Consider the following 13923-nt stretch of genomic DNA (forward strand, 5'->3'; position numbering starts at 1 on the left):
GCCGGCCCCGTCGAGATTAATCGCGGAAGTTCTTGAACTGGAACGGCTGGCCCAGATCGCCGCCGCGCACCAGCGCCATCACGCTCTGCAAGTCGTCGCGTGACTTGCCGGTCACCCGCACTTCTTCGCCCTGGATCTGCGCCTGCACCTTCAGCTTGCTGTCTTTGATCAGCTTGACGATTTTCTTCGCCACGCTGGTTTCAATCCCCTGCTTCAGCTTGGCTTCCACGCTGTAGGTTTTACCGCTGTGGGTAAACTCTTCCGGGATCTCCAGCGCGGCGCCGTCGATGCTGCGCTTGCTCAGCTTTTCGCGCAGAATGTCGAGCAGCTGCTGCACCTGGAAATCAGACTCGGTGGCAACCTTGATGCTTTGATTCTTCTCGTTTAGCTCAAAGCTGGCCGGCACGTTGCGAAAATCCCAGCGGGTGCCGAGATCGCGGGTGGCGTTCTCAACGGCGTTACGCACTTCCTGCATATCAATTTCGGAAACGATGTCGAAAGATGGCATACTTCTTCCTCCTGAATGAGTGCCTAATAGCTTAGGCGATTTTGATGCCGAGCATGATAACCGCTTTGCCGCCTCAGACAAAATCTGCTGAACGCACGCAGGGATAGCGCTTCAGGCTGCCATAAAGCCTATAGTTAGATCACGGTAATTGAGCGGTATTCCCGTGTTTCCAAGGAGACTGAATGAAAATAACCATTCTTGGTTGCGGCGCGCTCGGACAACTGTGGCTCTCCCGGCTGTATCAGCAGGGCCACGATGTACAGGGATGGCTAAGAGTGCCGCAGCCTTTTTGCGCCGTGAACGTGATAGAGCCGGAAGGCGTCTCGTTTAATCGCAATTTGCCCACCAACGATCCGGAGCACCTCGCGCAAAGCGAGCTGCTGCTGGTGACGCTGAAAGCCTGGCAGGTATCCAGCGCGGTCAGCGCGCTGTTGCCGAAGCTGAGCCCCCGCTGCGCCATCTTGCTGCTGCACAACGGCATGGGCACTCAGGAGGAGCTGCCGCCGAATGGCCAGCCCATCTTGCAGGGCACCACCACCCACGCCGCGCGCCACGAAGGCAGCACCATTATCCACGTCGCCACCGGCATCACCCACATCGGCCCCACCTCACCGGCCGCCCAGCATCTCAGCCACCTGGCGGAAGTGCTGCATCAGGCGCTGCCCGACGTCGCCTGGCACAACAACATCGCCTCGGCCAACTGGCGCAAGCTGGCGGTCAACTGCGTGATCAACCCGCTGACGGCGCTGTACGGCTGCCGCAACGGCGATCTGCAGCGCTACCCGGAGCAGATCGAAGCGCTGTGTCGTGAAGTCGCCAGCGTGATGGTCATGGAGGGTTACCACACCTCCTGCGAAGGCCTGATGCAATACGTGATGGACGTGATCCACAGCACCGCCGACAACGTTTCGTCGATGCTGCAGGATATCCGCAGCCAGCGGCATACCGAGATCGACTACATCACCGGCTACCTGCTGCGCCGCGCACGCAGCCACGGCCTCACGCTGCCGGAGAATGCGCGGCTGTTTGAATTGATTAAACGAAAGGAAAATGAATATGAGCGTATCGGCGCTGGTCTGCCTGGCACCTGGTAGCGAAGAAACCGAAGCCGTCACCACCATCGATCTGCTGGTGCGGGCGGGCGTTAAAGTCACTACCGCCAGCGTCGCCGGCGACGGCGAGCTGACTATCGTTTGTTCGCGCGGCGTCAAGCTGCTGGCCGACGCGCCGCTGGTGGCGATCGTCGATGAGCCTTTCGACGCCATCGTGCTGCCCGGCGGCCTGCAGGGGGCGGAATGCTTCCGCGACAGTCCGCTGCTGGTGGAAAAAGTGCGGCAGATGCATCTGCAGGGCCACATCGTCGCCGCCATCTGCGCGGCCCCGGCGCTGGTGCTGCAGCACCACGATCTGTTCCCGATCGGCAACATGACCGGTTTTCCGGGTTTGAAAGATCGGATACCGGCGGATAAATGGATGGAGCGCCGCGTGGTGTACGACGCGCGCGTCAACCTACTCACCAGCCAGGGGCCGGGCACCGCGATGGAGTTTGCGCTGAAGCTGATAGACCTGCTGCTCGGCAAGGCCAAAGCGGCGGAGATCGCCGCGCAGCTGGTGCTGATCCCTGGGATGTACGATTTCCGCGACTGAGCGGCTTGCCGATAAAAAAAGGGCTGAACACCGGTTCAGCCCCTCTCGTTTACGCCGCTGCCCGCGTTAGGGGCGATAAACCTTCACGTTGCTGAAGCCCTGCTCCAGCAGGTACAGCGCCTGCAGGCGGCTCATTACGCCGCGCTCGCAGTACAGCAGATAGGTTTTGCTCTGATCCAGATCGCCGAACTGGGTGCTCAGCTTGTAGAACGGCAGCGCTTTCACTTCAACCTGTTCCAGCTGCAACGGTTTCTCTTCCTGCTCGTCGTTGGAACGGATATCCAGGATCACCTCGTCGGCGCCGAAGGCCGCGACGGTTTCCACTTCGGTCACCTGCTCCTGCGCCTGCTCGGCGATGGAGCGAATATCGACGTTCTTCGCCTCGCTCACCACCCGATCGAGAATGCTGAAATCGAAGTGGCTTTCTTCCTCTTCAATCTTGGCCTTGACGGCTTTTACCGTCGGGCTCTTCGAAATCACGCCGCAGTATTCCGGCATGGTTTTGGCGAAGTCCTCGGTGCCGATTTCACGCGCCAGTTTGATGATGTGCTCTTTATCGTGCGAGATCAGCGGACGCAGGATCAGCGTATCGGACGCATTGTCGATCAAGCGCAGGTTGGTCAGCGTCTGGCTGGACACCTGCCCCAGCGCCTCACCGGTTACCAGCGCCTGCACGCCGTAGCGTTCGGCCACTTGCGAAGCGGCGCGCACCATCATGCGCTTGAGCACCACGCCCATCTGGCCGTCGTCGACTTTCTCCAGGATCTCGCCCACCACCGGTTCGAAGTCGATGGCGACGAAGCGCACCTTGTGCGAACTGGCGAAACGGTTCCACAGATAGTGCGCCACCTGTTTCACGCCAATCTCATGCGCGGCGCCGCCCAGGTTAAAGAAGCAGAAGTGCACGCGGCAGCCGCGACGCATCAGCATATAGCTGGACACGCCCGAGTCGAAACCGCCGGAAATCAGCGACATCACGTCTTCCTGAGTGCCGACCGGGTAACCGCCGATGCCTTCGAGGCGGCGTTTAACCAGCATCAGCTTGTCGTCTTCGATCTCGAGGTTTACCGTGACCTGCGGGCGGGTCAGGTTAACGCGCGCGCTGTCGATATGCTGGTTCAGACCGCCGCCGACGTAGCGCTCCACGTCCTGCGAGTTGAAGGCCTGCTTGCCGCGGCGCTTGACGCGCACGCAGAAGGTTTTGCCTTCCAGCTGGGCGCGGTAGGCTTCCAGCGTCTGCTCGAAGATGTGGTGGATATCGGTATAAGCGCGATCTTCCACTTCCAGAATATGGTGGATGCCGGGGATCCGCGTCAGCGCGTCGGCGATGACCGGCCGCTGGTTTTCATCTTTGGCGCGAACTTCGATATGATCCCAGTGACGGACGACCGCCAGCGTTTCATCATACTGCTTCAGGACGTTGCGAATATTGGTCGAGAGAATCTTGATAAAGCGCAAGCGCACAGATTGGCTCTTGATGGTGATTTCTGGGAACAATTTAATGATAAACTTCATGGCGGTCTTTGTTGTCAGATAAGAATTACGGCGCGGAGTATATCACCATATCGCCGTGCTCTACGCACAAAACCACACATGAGCGCCATGATTTGCTAATCAAGATCCGCTAGGATAGGCTCTGGCGCCACGGTTCACATGATGACGTAAAAAGAAAATTATGCCGAAAAAACCAGCACAATCAGCCAGTACAGAGCAAACAGCCAGCTTTGAAAGCGCCCTCGGCGAGCTGGAAAGCATCGTGACGCGTCTGGAGTCGGGCGAACTGCCGCTGGAAGACGCGCTGAACGAATTCGAACGCGGCGTGCAGCTGGCGCGTCAAGGCCAGCAGAAACTGCAACAGGCGGAACAGCGTGTGCAGATCCTCCTTAACGACAGCGCCGACGACGCGGCGTTGGCGCCTTTCACACCGGATACCGAGTAACCGACATGTCTGAGATCGTCCCATCGGCCGCTTTTGCCGATCAACTGCAGATTTTCCGCCGGCGCGCCGATCGCGCGCTGCTGGATTTCATCGCCCCGCTGCCGTTCAACGACGGCAACATGGTGGCGGCGATGCGTCATGGCGCCTTACTGGGCGGCAAGCGCCTGCGCCCGTTCCTGGTGTACACCACCGGCCAGATGTTCGGCGTATCGCTGACCAACCTGGACGCGCCGGCGGCGGCGGTGGAATGCATTCACGCCTACTCGCTGATCCACGACGATCTGCCGGCGATGGACGACGACGATCTGCGCCGCGGCCAGCCGACCTGCCACATTAAATTCGGCGAAGCCAACGCGATCCTGGCCGGCGATGCGCTGCAAACGCTGGCGTTTTCGATCCTGGCCGATGCCGAAATGCCCGACGTGGCGCTGCGCGATCGGCTGGCGATGGTCTCCGAACTGGCGGCAGCCAGCGGCGTCGCCGGCATGTGCGGCGGCCAATCGCTGGATCTGGAGGCCGAAGGCAAGCGCGTCGATCTGCAGGCGCTGGAGCAGATCCACCGCCACAAAACCGGTGCGTTGATCCGTGCCGCGGTGCGTCTGGGCGCGCTGAGCGCCGGCGAAGCAGGACGAGCGGCGCTGCCGCAGTTGGATCGTTACGCCGCTGCGGTCGGCCTGGCGTTCCAGGTGCAGGATGACATTTTGGACGTTGTCGGCGAGACTGAAAAGATCGGCAAGCGCCAGGGAGCGGACCAACAACACGGAAAGAGTACCTACCCGGCGTTACTCGGGCTTGACAGCGCGAAAGCAAAAGCGTGGGATCTCTATCAGGAAGCATTAGCTGCATTAGACACTTTGGCAGCGCAATCTTATAACACAGCGCCATTGCGAGCGTTAGCCAGCTTCATTATTGAACGCGACAATTAACGTGTGACGTTAACTCCTCTGATATGAGTATCGAATGAGTCTTGATATAGCCAAATACCCAACCCTGGCGCTAGCGGAAAACCCCGAGGAACTCCGCTCACTGCCCAAAGAGAGCTTGCCGAAGCTGTGCGATGAGCTGCGGCAATATCTGCTGAACAGCGTCAGTCGCTCCAGCGGCCACTTTGCCTCCGGGCTGGGTACCGTCGAACTGACGGTGGCGTTGCATTTCGTCTACAACACGCCGTTCGATCATCTGGTGTGGGACGTCGGCCACCAGGCCTACCCGCACAAAATCCTGACCGGCCGCCGCGACCGGATCGCCACTATCCGGCAAAAGAACGGGTTGCACCCCTTCCCGTGGCGCGCCGAAAGCGAATACGACGTGCTGTCGGTCGGCCATTCGTCAACCTCGATCAGCGCCGGCCTCGGCATGGCGGTGGCGGCAGAGCGTGAAGGCAAAGGCCGCCGCACGGTTTGCGTGATCGGCGATGGCGCCATCACCGCCGGCATGGCGTTCGAAGCGATGAACCACGCCGGCGACATCAATCCGGACATGCTGGTGGTACTGAACGACAACGAGATGTCGATCTCGGAAAACGTCGGCGCGCTGAACAACCATCTGGCACAGCTGCTGTCCGGCAAACTTTACTCCACCCTGCGCGAAGGCGGCAAAAAAGTGCTGGCCGGCGTGCCGCCGATCAAGGAGCTGGTGAAACGCACCGAAGAGCACCTGAAAGGCATGGTGGTGCCGGGTACGCTGTTCGAAGAGCTGGGCTTCAACTACATCGGCCCGGTAGACGGGCACGACGTACAGGGCCTGGTCGCCACGTTGAAAAACATGCGCGATCTGAAAGGCCCGCAGCTGTTGCACATCATGACCAAGAAAGGCCGCGGTTACGCGCCGGCGGAGAAGGATCCGATCAGCTTCCACGCGGTGCCGAAGTTCGATCCCGCCAGCGGCACGCTGCCGAAAAGCGCCGGCGGTCTGCCGACCTATTCGAAAATCTTCGGCGACTGGCTGTGTGAAACCGCCGCCAAAGACAGCTCACTGATGGCGATCACGCCGGCGATGCGCGAAGGTTCCGGCATGGTGCAGTTCTCGCGCGACTATCCGCAGCAATATTTCGATGTGGCGATCGCCGAGCAACACGCGGTCACCTTCGCCGCCGGGCTGGCGATCGGCGGCTACAAGCCGGTGGTGGCGATCTATTCCACCTTCCTGCAACGCGCCTACGATCAGCTGATCCATGACGTGGCGATCCAAAACCTGCCGGTGATGTTCGCCATCGATCGCGGCGGCATCGTCGGCGCCGACGGCCAGACCCACCAGGGGGCGTTCGATCTGTCGTTCATGCGCTGCATCCCGACCATGGTGATCATGACGCCGAGCGACGAAAACGAATGCCGCCAGATGCTGTATACCGGCTATCACTACAACGACGGCCCGAGCGCCGTGCGCTATCCGCGCGGCACCGGCACCGGCGCTGCGCTGGAGCCGCTCAGCCTGCTGCCGATCGGCAAAGGCGTGGTGCGCCGCCAGGGGGAAAAGATCGCCATTCTCAACTTCGGCACCCTGCTGCCGGAGGCCGCTGCGGCGGCTGAAGCGCTCAACGCCACGCTGGTCGACATGCGCTTCGTCAAACCGCTGGACGAGCAGCTGGTGCTCGAACTGGCCGCCAGCCATGAAACGCTGGTCACGCTGGAAGAGAACGCCATCATGGGCGGCGCCGGCAGCGGCGTCAACGAACTGCTGATGGCCAAACGCCGCCCGGTGCCGGTGCTGAACCTCGGCCTGCCGGACAGCTTCGTCTCACAGGGCACCCAGGAAGAACTGCGCGCCGATCTGGGGCTGGACGCCGCCGGCATTCAGCGCCAAATCGAAACCTGGCTGGCGCAGTAATTCGCCACTCGCGCCTGATAAAACGCCTCCGCCTTCGGGGGCGTTTTCATTTCCGCCCTCCGGGATCCGCGCTACAGTTACTGTCTGAGCTGTGAATGGGAGGCAAGCATGAAATATCTCAAACTGGGCAACACCGATCTGAACGTCTCGCGCATCTGCCTGGGTTGCATGACCTACGGCGAACCGAGCCGCGGCAATCACGCCTGGACGCTGCCGGAAGAAAGCAGCCGCCCACTGTTGAAACAGGCGCTGGAAGCCGGCATCAACTTTTTCGACACCGCCAACAGCTATTCCGACGGCAGCAGCGAGGAGATCCTCGGCCGGGCGCTGCGCGACTATGCACGCCGCGAGGAGGTGGTGATCGCCACCAAGGTCTATTTCCCGCTGAGCAACCTGGAGCGCGGTTTGTCGCGCGCCAAGATCATGCAGTCCATCGACGACAGCCTGCGCCGTCTCGGCACCGACTATGTCGATTTGCTGCAAATCCATCGCTGGGATTACGAAACGCCGCTGGAAGAGACGCTGGAAGCGCTGCACGACGTGGTGAAAGCCGGTAAGGCGCGTTACATCGGCGCCTCTTCCATGTACGCCTGGCAGTTCGCCAAGGCGCTGTATACCGCCGATCTGCACGGCTGGACGCGCTTCGTCAGCATGCAGGATCAATACAACCTGATCCAGCGCGAAGAAGAGCGCGAGATGCACCCGCTGTGCGCCGCCGAAGGCATCGCCGTACTACCGTGGAGCCCGCTGGCGCGCGGCCGCCTGACCCGCCCCTGGGGCGAAACCACCGCCCGCCTGGTCTCGGACCAGTTCGGCAAGAGCCTGTACGATGAAACCGAAGGCATCGACGCCATTATCGCCGAGCGCGTCGCCAGCCTGGCAGAGGAACGCGGCGTGCCACGCGCGCAGATCGCGCTGGCTTGGCTGCTGAACAAGCCGGCGGTCAGCGCGCCGATCGTTGGCGCGTCACGCAGCGAGCAGTTGGACGACGCCATTGCCGCGGTCGATTTGAGTTTGTCGCCGCAAGAGGTGGCGGAGTTGGAAACGGCTTACGTGCCGCATCGGGTGACGGGGTTTGAATAAGAGAAGCGGGCGCGAAGAAGCGCGCCCGGCTGTCAGAACAGCCCGATCGGCCAGTGGTGCCCAATCAGGTAGATGATGCCCGCAGACAGCACGCCGGCGATGATATCGTCGACCATGATGCCCATGCCGCCATGCACGTTGCGGTCAAACCAGCGGATCGGCCACGGCTTCCACATATCCAGAATGCGAAAGATGACGAAACCGGCGGCAACCCAGCGCCAATCGTTGACCGGCAGCGCCATCAGCGTGATCCACATGCCGACGAACTCATCCCAGACGATGCTGCCGTGATCGTGCACCTTCATGTCTTTTGCCGTGCGGTGGCAAATATAGACGCCGATGCAAATGCTGAACATCACCGTCAGCGAGTAGAGCTGCCACGGCAGTTGGATCAGCAGCAGCCAGAACGGGATCGCCGCCAGCGATCCCATGGTGCCCGGCATCACCGGTGACAAACCGCTGCCGAAACCGGTGGCCAGCAGGTGCCACGGATTGCTCATCCGCAGCCGACGCTTGGCTTCATCCATGGGTGCCCGGCTCCGCGTTGAAATGATCGAACCCGGCCCAGTCCAGCACCACCGCCTCGTCGTTGCGGTAATAGCGAATGCCTTCAGACAGCGGGCCAATCTGGCCGATACAGGTGTAATCGGCCCCGAGGTGGCTCAGCGCCACGTCCAGCGCGCCGCGGTTGATCTCCGGCACGGTGAAGCACAGCTCGTAGTCTTCGCCGCCCGCCAGCGCCCAACGCAGCGCCTGTTCGGCATCGGCATGGCTGCTCAGCGCCTGCGACATCGGCAGCTCGTCCAGCACGATGCGCGCGCCGCAGTCGCTGGCCTTCAGGATGTGCTTCAGATCGGAAATCAGGCCGTCGGAAAGATCGATTGCCGAGCTGGCCAGATCGCGCAGCGCCTGCCCCTGCAGCACCCGCGGCTGCGGACGCAGGTGGCGAGCGACCAGATAATCGCGCGCCGCGCTATCCGTCACCGCCAGGCGATCCTGCAGGATCGCCAAACCGGCGGCGCTGTCGCCCAGCGTGCCGGTCACATAGATCCAGTCGCCGATGCGCGCGCCGCTGCGGGTCAACGCCCGGCCGGCCGGGATCAGCCCCTGAATGGTCAAGGTCATGCTCAGCGGGCCGCGCGTGGTATCGCCGCCGATCAGCTGCATGCCGTAATAATTGAGTTGATCGAACAGGCTGTCGCTGAACGCCTTCAGCCAGGGTTCGTTCACCTCCGGCAGCGTCAGGGCCAGCGAGAGCCACGCCGGATCGGCGCCCATCGCCGCCAGATCGCTCAGATTGACCGCCAGCGCTTTATACCCGAGATCGGCCGGATCGATGTCCGGCAGGAAGTGAATGCCCGCGACCAACGTATCGGTACTGACGGCCACCAGCTGTTTTTCCGGCACTGCCAGCAGTGCGCAGTCATCTCCAATGCCCAACTGTACATCCCGGCGCACGCGCTTAAACCGGTCAAAATAGCGGGCAATGAGGTCAAATTCGCCGCATGCCATATCGATATTCCACTAGAAGAAATTAAGGCCGGGAATGCCGGCCTTAATGTTTTTACTTTTTCTTGCGAAGGGTTGGCGCCACTTTATCCAGCACCCCGTTCACAAACTTGTGGCTGTCTTCCGCGCCGAAGGTTTTCGCCAGCTCGATCGCTTCGTTGATCGCCACCTTGTAAGGGACATCCTCGCGCATTTTCAGTTCAAACAGCGCGACGCGCAGCACCGCGCGTTCCACCTGGCCCAGCTCTTCGAGCTGACGCGACAGGTAAGGTGCCATCAGCTCGTCCAGCATACCTGCATTCACTGCCGCGCCGGACAGCAACTCGCGAAAATAGGCGACGTCAACATCTTTGACATCCTGCTCCGTCAGGAACTGGTGTTCAACATCGGCAAGGTCGTTTTTAGACAACTGCCAAGAGTAAAGCGCTTGAACAGCGCACTCACGAGCGCGGCGACGAGCAGCAGGTTTCACGGAATTCCCCTTAACTAAATTCAGGCTTTAATAGCTTTGATAACATTAATCATTTCAAGTGCGGTCAACGCGGCTTCAGCGCCCTTGTTGCCCGCTTTGGTGCCGGCGCGTTCGATCGCCTGTTCGATGCTTTCGGTGGTCAGCACGCCAAAGGCAACCGGGATTTCGGCATTTATCGCAACGTTGCCGATGCCGGAGCTGGCTTCGCCCGCCACATATTCGAAGTGCGCGGTGCCCCCACGGATAACGGTGCCCAGCGCGATAACCGCGTCGTATTTGCCGGTTTTGGCCAATACGCTCGCCGTCAGCGGCAGCTCGTAAGCGCCCGGGACCCAGACAACGGTGATGTTGTCGTCAGCAACCTGACCAATGCGTTTCAGCGCGTCGATGGCGCCTTCCAGCAGGCTGTCGTTGATGAAATTGTTAAAACGTGCAATTGCGATCGCCACACGGGCATTTGGAGTAGCAACAACACCTTCGATAACTTTCATGGGCTTTCCTTAAAAATGGGTTCAATACCCCGCAGGGGGGCGGATTCTATCATATTCTTTCATCGCCTGCGCGGCGCTTTTGTAAAACCGGCGCGCGGGCGCGAGATTCAGTGTTTCGCCCGCAGGCGCAAACGCAGATCGGGGCCAACCTGGCGCACGTCGCTAAAGACGAATTCCGGTGCGTCGGCCAGACGCTCAAGGCCCGGCAAATGACACAGGCCGCGGCCATTATCGCCCAACAGTTTTGGCGCGATGTACAAAATGAGCTCATCCACCAGGCCGGCCTGCAGCAGCGCGCCGGCCAGCGTCGCCCCCGCCTCCACCCAGATTGAATTCACCTGGCGCTTGGCCAACAGCATCATCATCACCACCAGATCGACGCCGCCGCCGTGCGCCGGGCAGATAAACTGCTCAACGTCTTGCGGCCAGGCCTGTTCATCCGCCTGCAGCCGCGCCAGCCAGGTGGCGCCCGGCTGCTGCACCACGCGGTGCTGTGGGGTGATGCGATTTTGGCTGTCGAGCAGGATGCGCAGCGGCTGACGCAGATTTTCGCGCGGATAGAGGCGCTGGGTCTCGGCATCCAGCTCATCCCAACGCACCGTCAGCGACGGATCGTCCGCCAGCACGGTGGCGCTGGTGCTGAGAATGGCGGCGCTCTGCGCACGCAGCCGCTGCACGTCCTGACGCGCTTCGGGTGAGGTGATCCATTGGCTTTCGCCGGAGGCCATCGCCGTGCGGCCGTCCAGCGACGCGCCCAGCTTCAGTTGCACATAGGGAAAACCTGTGCGCATGCGTTTGAGGAAGCCCAGGTTGACCGCTTCGGCCTCGGCCAGCATCAGGCCATGACGTACCTCAACGCCGGCTTGCTGCAGCTTGTACAAGCCGCGCCCCGCCACCTGAGGATTGGGATCTTGCATCGCCGCGACCACCCGCGTCACGCCGGCGGCCACCAGCGCATCGGCGCAGGGCGGCGTGCGGCCGTGATGGCTGCACGGCTCGAGCGTCACATAGGCGGTGGCGCCGCGCGCCTTGTCGCCCGCCATGCGCAGCGCGTGCACTTCCGCGTGCGGCTCGCCGGCGCGCAGATGATAGCCTTCACCGACAATTTCGCCGTCGCGCACGATAACGCAGCCGACGTTCGGATTGGGCGCGGTGGTGAAACGCCCCAGCCGCGCCAGCTCGAAGGCGCGCGCCATGTAAAATTCGTCGTGATGCATGAAAGATCCTTTAGTCTTGCAGGCGGGCAATCTCTTCGCCGAACTCGCGCACGTCTTCGAAGCTGCGGTACACCGACGCGAAGCGAATGTAGGCGACCTTATCCAGCTTTTTCAGCGCGTCCATCACCAGATTGCCGACTAACTTGGTCGGCACTTCGCGTTCGCCGGTGGCGCGCAGTTGGGATTTGATATGGTTAAGGGCGTTTTCCACGTCGTCCGAGCTGACCGGGCGCTTTTCCAGCGCTTTCAGCATGCCGCGACGCAGTTTGTCTTCGTTGAACGGCTCGCGCACCTCATCGCTTTTAATCACTCGCGGCATCACCAGCTCGGCCACCTCGAAGGTGGTGAAGCGTTCATTGCATACCAGACACTGGCGACGACGGCGTACTTGCGAACCGTCCCCCACCAGGCGGGAATCAATGACTTTGGTATCAACGGCGGCGCAGAAAGGGCAATGCATAACACGTCCTGATAAACGTTTTTTATAGATAAATGCAGTTTAACCCGAAGTGAAGCCACAACAAAGGGCGTCAGCCATTTGTTGCGATAAGCGGCGGGCAGGCGGCGTCGATATGACTTTCACCGCCATGCGGGCTAAGCTTGATAGCAGGAGATTCAGCATAGGAAATCGCCGTCATGACAACCCGTTCCCCCAAAATCGCCCTGCTCGCCGCCGCCGTGTTGCTCACTGGCTGCGCGCACAACGCCGCCGTGCCTCAGCTGCGCCATCAGGTCGCCGCGCTGAACCAAAAAGTGAGCGTATTGACCGATCAGGCCACCGCGCTGGAGCGGCAAAACCAGCTCAATCAGCACTCCGACAACGGCGTCTACCTGCTGCCGGCGGCGCGGAGCGCCGCCCGTTTGCAAAGCGGCATCGGCGAACTGAGCGTTTCGCTGAGCCACATCAAGAGCGAAGCCAACGGTGCCCAGGCGCAGCTGCATGTGCGCATCCTCTCACAGGCCACGCTGCCGCCGTTTAAAGCGGTGGTGGAATGGGGCCAACTGGACGCGGCCACCGGCCGGCCGCTGACCGCCGAGGCGCTGTCGCAACCGATCGCCAGCGCCGACTCGCTGCTGCCAAAACCCGGGCAGGACTTCGAGCTGCGCTTCAGCGGCCTGACGCCGGAACAGCTGGGCTATATCCGTCTGCACAGCCTGGTAGCCACCGCCCAGCCGGCGGTGGTGCAGCAACACTGAAATCCGAGGCAAAAAAAAGGAGCGCCGATGGGCGCTCCTTCTCATTTCGCTGAATACTGCGGCGGTTAAGGCAGAATCGAAGGCTGATCCGCGCCCTCTTTTTCCACTTTTTGCTGCAGCATGTGTTCGCGTTTCATCCCCAGCTTCAACGCCAGCGCGGACGCGACGTAGATAGAGGAAACTGTACCGATCGACACGCCGATCAGCATCGCCAGCGAGAAGCCTTGCAGCATCGCGCCACCGAAGATGTACAGCATCAGCACCACCATCAGGGTGGTCCCGGAAGTCATCAGCGTACGGCTCAGCGTCTGGGTCAACGACACGTTCATGATCTCGTAAGGCGTGCCGCGGCGGATCTTGCGGAAGTTCTCACGAATACGGTCGGAGACCACGATGCTGTCGTTCAGCGAGTAACCGATAACCGACATCAGGGACGCGACGATGGTCAGGTCAATCTCGATGTGGAACAGCGACAGCACGCCCAGCGTGATGATCACGTCGTGCGCCAGCGCGATAACCGCCCCCAGCGCCAGGCGCCATTCGAAGCGGAAGCCGACGTAGATCAGGATACAGATCAACGCCACCAGCAGCGCCATGCCGCCGGTTTGCGCCAGCTCGCTGCCCACGCTCGGGCCGACGAACTCAATGCGCTTCACGGTGGCGTTTTTATCCACCGAGTCGTTGATCACGCCGATCACCTTATTGCCCAGTTCCTGGCCTGCGGTGCCGGTCGCCGGTGGCATGCGCACCATCACGTCGCGGCTGCTGCCGAAGTTCTGGATAATCGGATCCTGGAACCCGGCCTTCTCCAGCGTATCGCGCATCAGGTCGAGGTTAGCCGGCTTCTCCAGGTTGATTTCAATCACCGTACCGCCGGTGAAATCCAGACCCCAGTTAAAGCCGCGCACCGACATGGTGGCGATCGACGCGACCAACAGCACCAACGAGATGCCGAAAGCCACGTAGTCCCAGCGCATAAAGTCGTAGACTTTACGGCCGTAGTTGAGTTGCTCAACAGTATAATCCTGTGCCAC

Annotated in this window: 16 protein-coding genes; 7 read left to right on the forward strand and 9 right to left on the reverse strand. The window is 61.2% G+C overall.

Features of this window, described 5'->3' with window-relative positions:
- Nucleotides 1-16: 16 nt before the first annotated feature.
- Complete coding sequence (locus tag ACSBQV_RS10150) at nt 17-508, reverse strand: YajQ family cyclic di-GMP-binding protein (protein ID WP_004940373.1); 492 nt, start codon at nt 506-508, stop codon at nt 17-19.
- A 182-nt stretch (nt 509-690) separates the two neighbouring features.
- Between ACSBQV_RS10150 and panE the strand changes: the two genes are divergently transcribed.
- Complete coding sequence (gene panE / locus ACSBQV_RS10155; RefSeq protein WP_089194354.1) at nt 691-1602, forward strand: 2-dehydropantoate 2-reductase; 912 nt, start codon at nt 691-693, stop codon at nt 1600-1602.
- Nucleotides 1565-2155 carry a protein deglycase YajL gene (yajL, locus tag ACSBQV_RS10160; protein WP_033642064.1) on the forward strand — a complete coding sequence of 197 codons (591 nt, stop codon included), beginning with the start codon at nt 1565-1567 and terminating at the stop codon, nt 2153-2155. Before panE ends, yajL begins: the two co-directional genes overlap by 38 nt.
- 66 nt (nt 2156-2221) lie before the next feature.
- Here the strand turns inward: yajL and thiI are convergent, their stop codons facing one another.
- On the reverse strand, nt 2222-3670 hold the full coding sequence (gene thiI / locus ACSBQV_RS10165) for a tRNA uracil 4-sulfurtransferase ThiI (RefSeq protein WP_033642063.1): 1449 nt from the start codon (nt 3668-3670) through the stop codon (nt 2222-2224).
- Between the two features lie 160 nt (nt 3671-3830).
- Here thiI and xseB point away from each other — a divergent pair, with 160 nt between their 5' ends.
- The 4 genes from xseB (at nt 3831) to ACSBQV_RS10185 (ending at nt 8003) form a co-directional block, all read left to right on the forward strand.
- Nucleotides 3831-4094 carry an exodeoxyribonuclease VII small subunit gene (gene xseB / locus ACSBQV_RS10170; protein ID WP_033642062.1) on the forward strand — a complete coding sequence of 88 codons (264 nt, stop codon included), beginning with the start codon at nt 3831-3833 and terminating at the stop codon, nt 4092-4094.
- Nucleotides 4095-4099: 5 nt separating this feature from the next.
- Nucleotides 4100-5020 carry a (2E,6E)-farnesyl diphosphate synthase gene (gene ispA, locus ACSBQV_RS10175; RefSeq protein ID WP_033651083.1) on the forward strand — a complete coding sequence of 307 codons (921 nt, stop codon included), beginning with the start codon at nt 4100-4102 and terminating at the stop codon, nt 5018-5020.
- A gap of 34 nt (nt 5021-5054) precedes the next feature.
- Complete coding sequence (gene dxs, locus ACSBQV_RS10180; protein WP_033642060.1) at nt 5055-6920, forward strand: 1-deoxy-D-xylulose-5-phosphate synthase; 1866 nt, start codon at nt 5055-5057, stop codon at nt 6918-6920.
- 108 nt (nt 6921-7028) lie between these two features.
- Nucleotides 7029-8003: an aldo/keto reductase gene (locus ACSBQV_RS10185; RefSeq protein WP_033642059.1), complete on the forward strand. Its 975-nt coding sequence runs from the start codon at nt 7029-7031 to the stop codon at nt 8001-8003.
- Nucleotides 8004-8035: 32 nt separating this feature from the next.
- On the opposite strand, the gene pgpA is transcribed toward ACSBQV_RS10185, so the two are convergent.
- The 6 genes from pgpA to nrdR all read right to left on the reverse strand — a co-directional run bounded on the left by pgpA (nt 8036) and on the right by nrdR (nt 12152).
- On the reverse strand, nt 8036-8530 hold the full coding sequence (gene pgpA, locus ACSBQV_RS10190; RefSeq protein ID WP_033634010.1) for a phosphatidylglycerophosphatase A: 495 nt from the start codon (nt 8528-8530) through the stop codon (nt 8036-8038).
- On the reverse strand, nt 8523-9515 hold the full coding sequence (gene thiL / locus ACSBQV_RS10195; RefSeq protein ID WP_099783810.1) for a thiamine-phosphate kinase: 993 nt from the start codon (nt 9513-9515) through the stop codon (nt 8523-8525). Before thiL ends, pgpA begins: the two co-directional genes overlap by 8 nt.
- Before the next feature lie 52 nt (nt 9516-9567).
- Nucleotides 9568-9984: a transcription antitermination factor NusB gene (gene nusB / locus ACSBQV_RS10200; protein ID WP_004940384.1), complete on the reverse strand. Its 417-nt coding sequence runs from the start codon at nt 9982-9984 to the stop codon at nt 9568-9570.
- Nucleotides 9985-10004: 20 nt separating this feature from the next.
- Complete coding sequence (gene ribH / locus ACSBQV_RS10205) at nt 10005-10475, reverse strand: 6,7-dimethyl-8-ribityllumazine synthase (protein WP_099783812.1); 471 nt, start codon at nt 10473-10475, stop codon at nt 10005-10007.
- Between the two features lie 107 nt (nt 10476-10582).
- Nucleotides 10583-11692 carry a bifunctional diaminohydroxyphosphoribosylaminopyrimidine deaminase/5-amino-6-(5-phosphoribosylamino)uracil reductase RibD gene (ribD, locus tag ACSBQV_RS10210; protein ID WP_033642057.1) on the reverse strand — a complete coding sequence of 370 codons (1110 nt, stop codon included), beginning with the start codon at nt 11690-11692 and terminating at the stop codon, nt 10583-10585.
- Nucleotides 11693-11702: 10 nt separating this feature from the next.
- A complete protein-coding gene (nrdR, locus tag ACSBQV_RS10215; protein WP_004940387.1) occupies nt 11703-12152 on the reverse strand; it encodes a transcriptional regulator NrdR in 450 nt (149 codons plus the stop codon).
- Nucleotides 12153-12328: 176 nt separating this feature from the next.
- On the opposite strand from nrdR, the gene ACSBQV_RS10220 reads away from it, so the two are divergent.
- Entirely contained in the window at nt 12329-12889 is a 561-nt protein-coding gene (locus tag ACSBQV_RS10220) for a DUF3251 domain-containing protein (RefSeq protein WP_099783814.1), read from the forward strand.
- A 65-nt stretch (nt 12890-12954) separates the two neighbouring features.
- Here ACSBQV_RS10220 and secF read toward each other — a convergent pair whose 3' ends face one another.
- A complete protein-coding gene (secF, locus tag ACSBQV_RS10225) occupies nt 12955-13923 on the reverse strand; it encodes a protein translocase subunit SecF (protein WP_019454209.1) in 969 nt (322 codons plus the stop codon).

This window comes from Serratia sp. B501 (assembly GCF_051172315.1).
Classification (GTDB): Bacteria; Pseudomonadota; Gammaproteobacteria; order Enterobacterales; family Enterobacteriaceae; genus Serratia; species Serratia ureilytica.

Coding starts and splice junctions, on each gene's coding strand:
- ACSBQV_RS10150 (WP_004940373.1), bottom strand. CDS start 508: ATGCCATCTTTCGACATCGTTTCCGAAATTGATATGCAGGAAGTGCGT.
- panE (WP_089194354.1), top strand. CDS start 691: ATGAAAATAACCATTCTTGGTTGCGGCGCGCTCGGACAACTGTGGCTC.
- yajL (WP_033642064.1), top strand. CDS start 1,565: ATGAGCGTATCGGCGCTGGTCTGCCTGGCACCTGGTAGCGAAGAAACC.
- thiI (WP_033642063.1), bottom strand. CDS start 3,670: ATGAAGTTTATCATTAAATTGTTCCCAGAAATCACCATCAAGAGCCAA.
- xseB (WP_033642062.1), top strand. CDS start 3,831: ATGCCGAAAAAACCAGCACAATCAGCCAGTACAGAGCAAACAGCCAGC.
- ispA (WP_033651083.1), top strand. CDS start 4,100: ATGTCTGAGATCGTCCCATCGGCCGCTTTTGCCGATCAACTGCAGATT.
- dxs (WP_033642060.1), top strand. CDS start 5,055: ATGAGTCTTGATATAGCCAAATACCCAACCCTGGCGCTAGCGGAAAAC.
- ACSBQV_RS10185 (WP_033642059.1), top strand. CDS start 7,029: ATGAAATATCTCAAACTGGGCAACACCGATCTGAACGTCTCGCGCATC.
- pgpA (WP_033634010.1), bottom strand. CDS start 8,530: ATGGATGAAGCCAAGCGTCGGCTGCGGATGAGCAATCCGTGGCACCTG.
- thiL (WP_099783810.1), bottom strand. CDS start 9,515: ATGGCATGCGGCGAATTTGACCTCATTGCCCGCTATTTTGACCGGTTT.
- ribH (WP_099783812.1), bottom strand. CDS start 10,475: ATGAAAGTTATCGAAGGTGTTGTTGCTACTCCAAATGCCCGTGTGGCG.
- ribD (WP_033642057.1), bottom strand. CDS start 11,692: ATGCATCACGACGAATTTTACATGGCGCGCGCCTTCGAGCTGGCGCGG.
- nrdR (WP_004940387.1), bottom strand. CDS start 12,152: ATGCATTGCCCTTTCTGCGCCGCCGTTGATACCAAAGTCATTGATTCC.
- ACSBQV_RS10220 (WP_099783814.1), top strand. CDS start 12,329: ATGACAACCCGTTCCCCCAAAATCGCCCTGCTCGCCGCCGCCGTGTTG.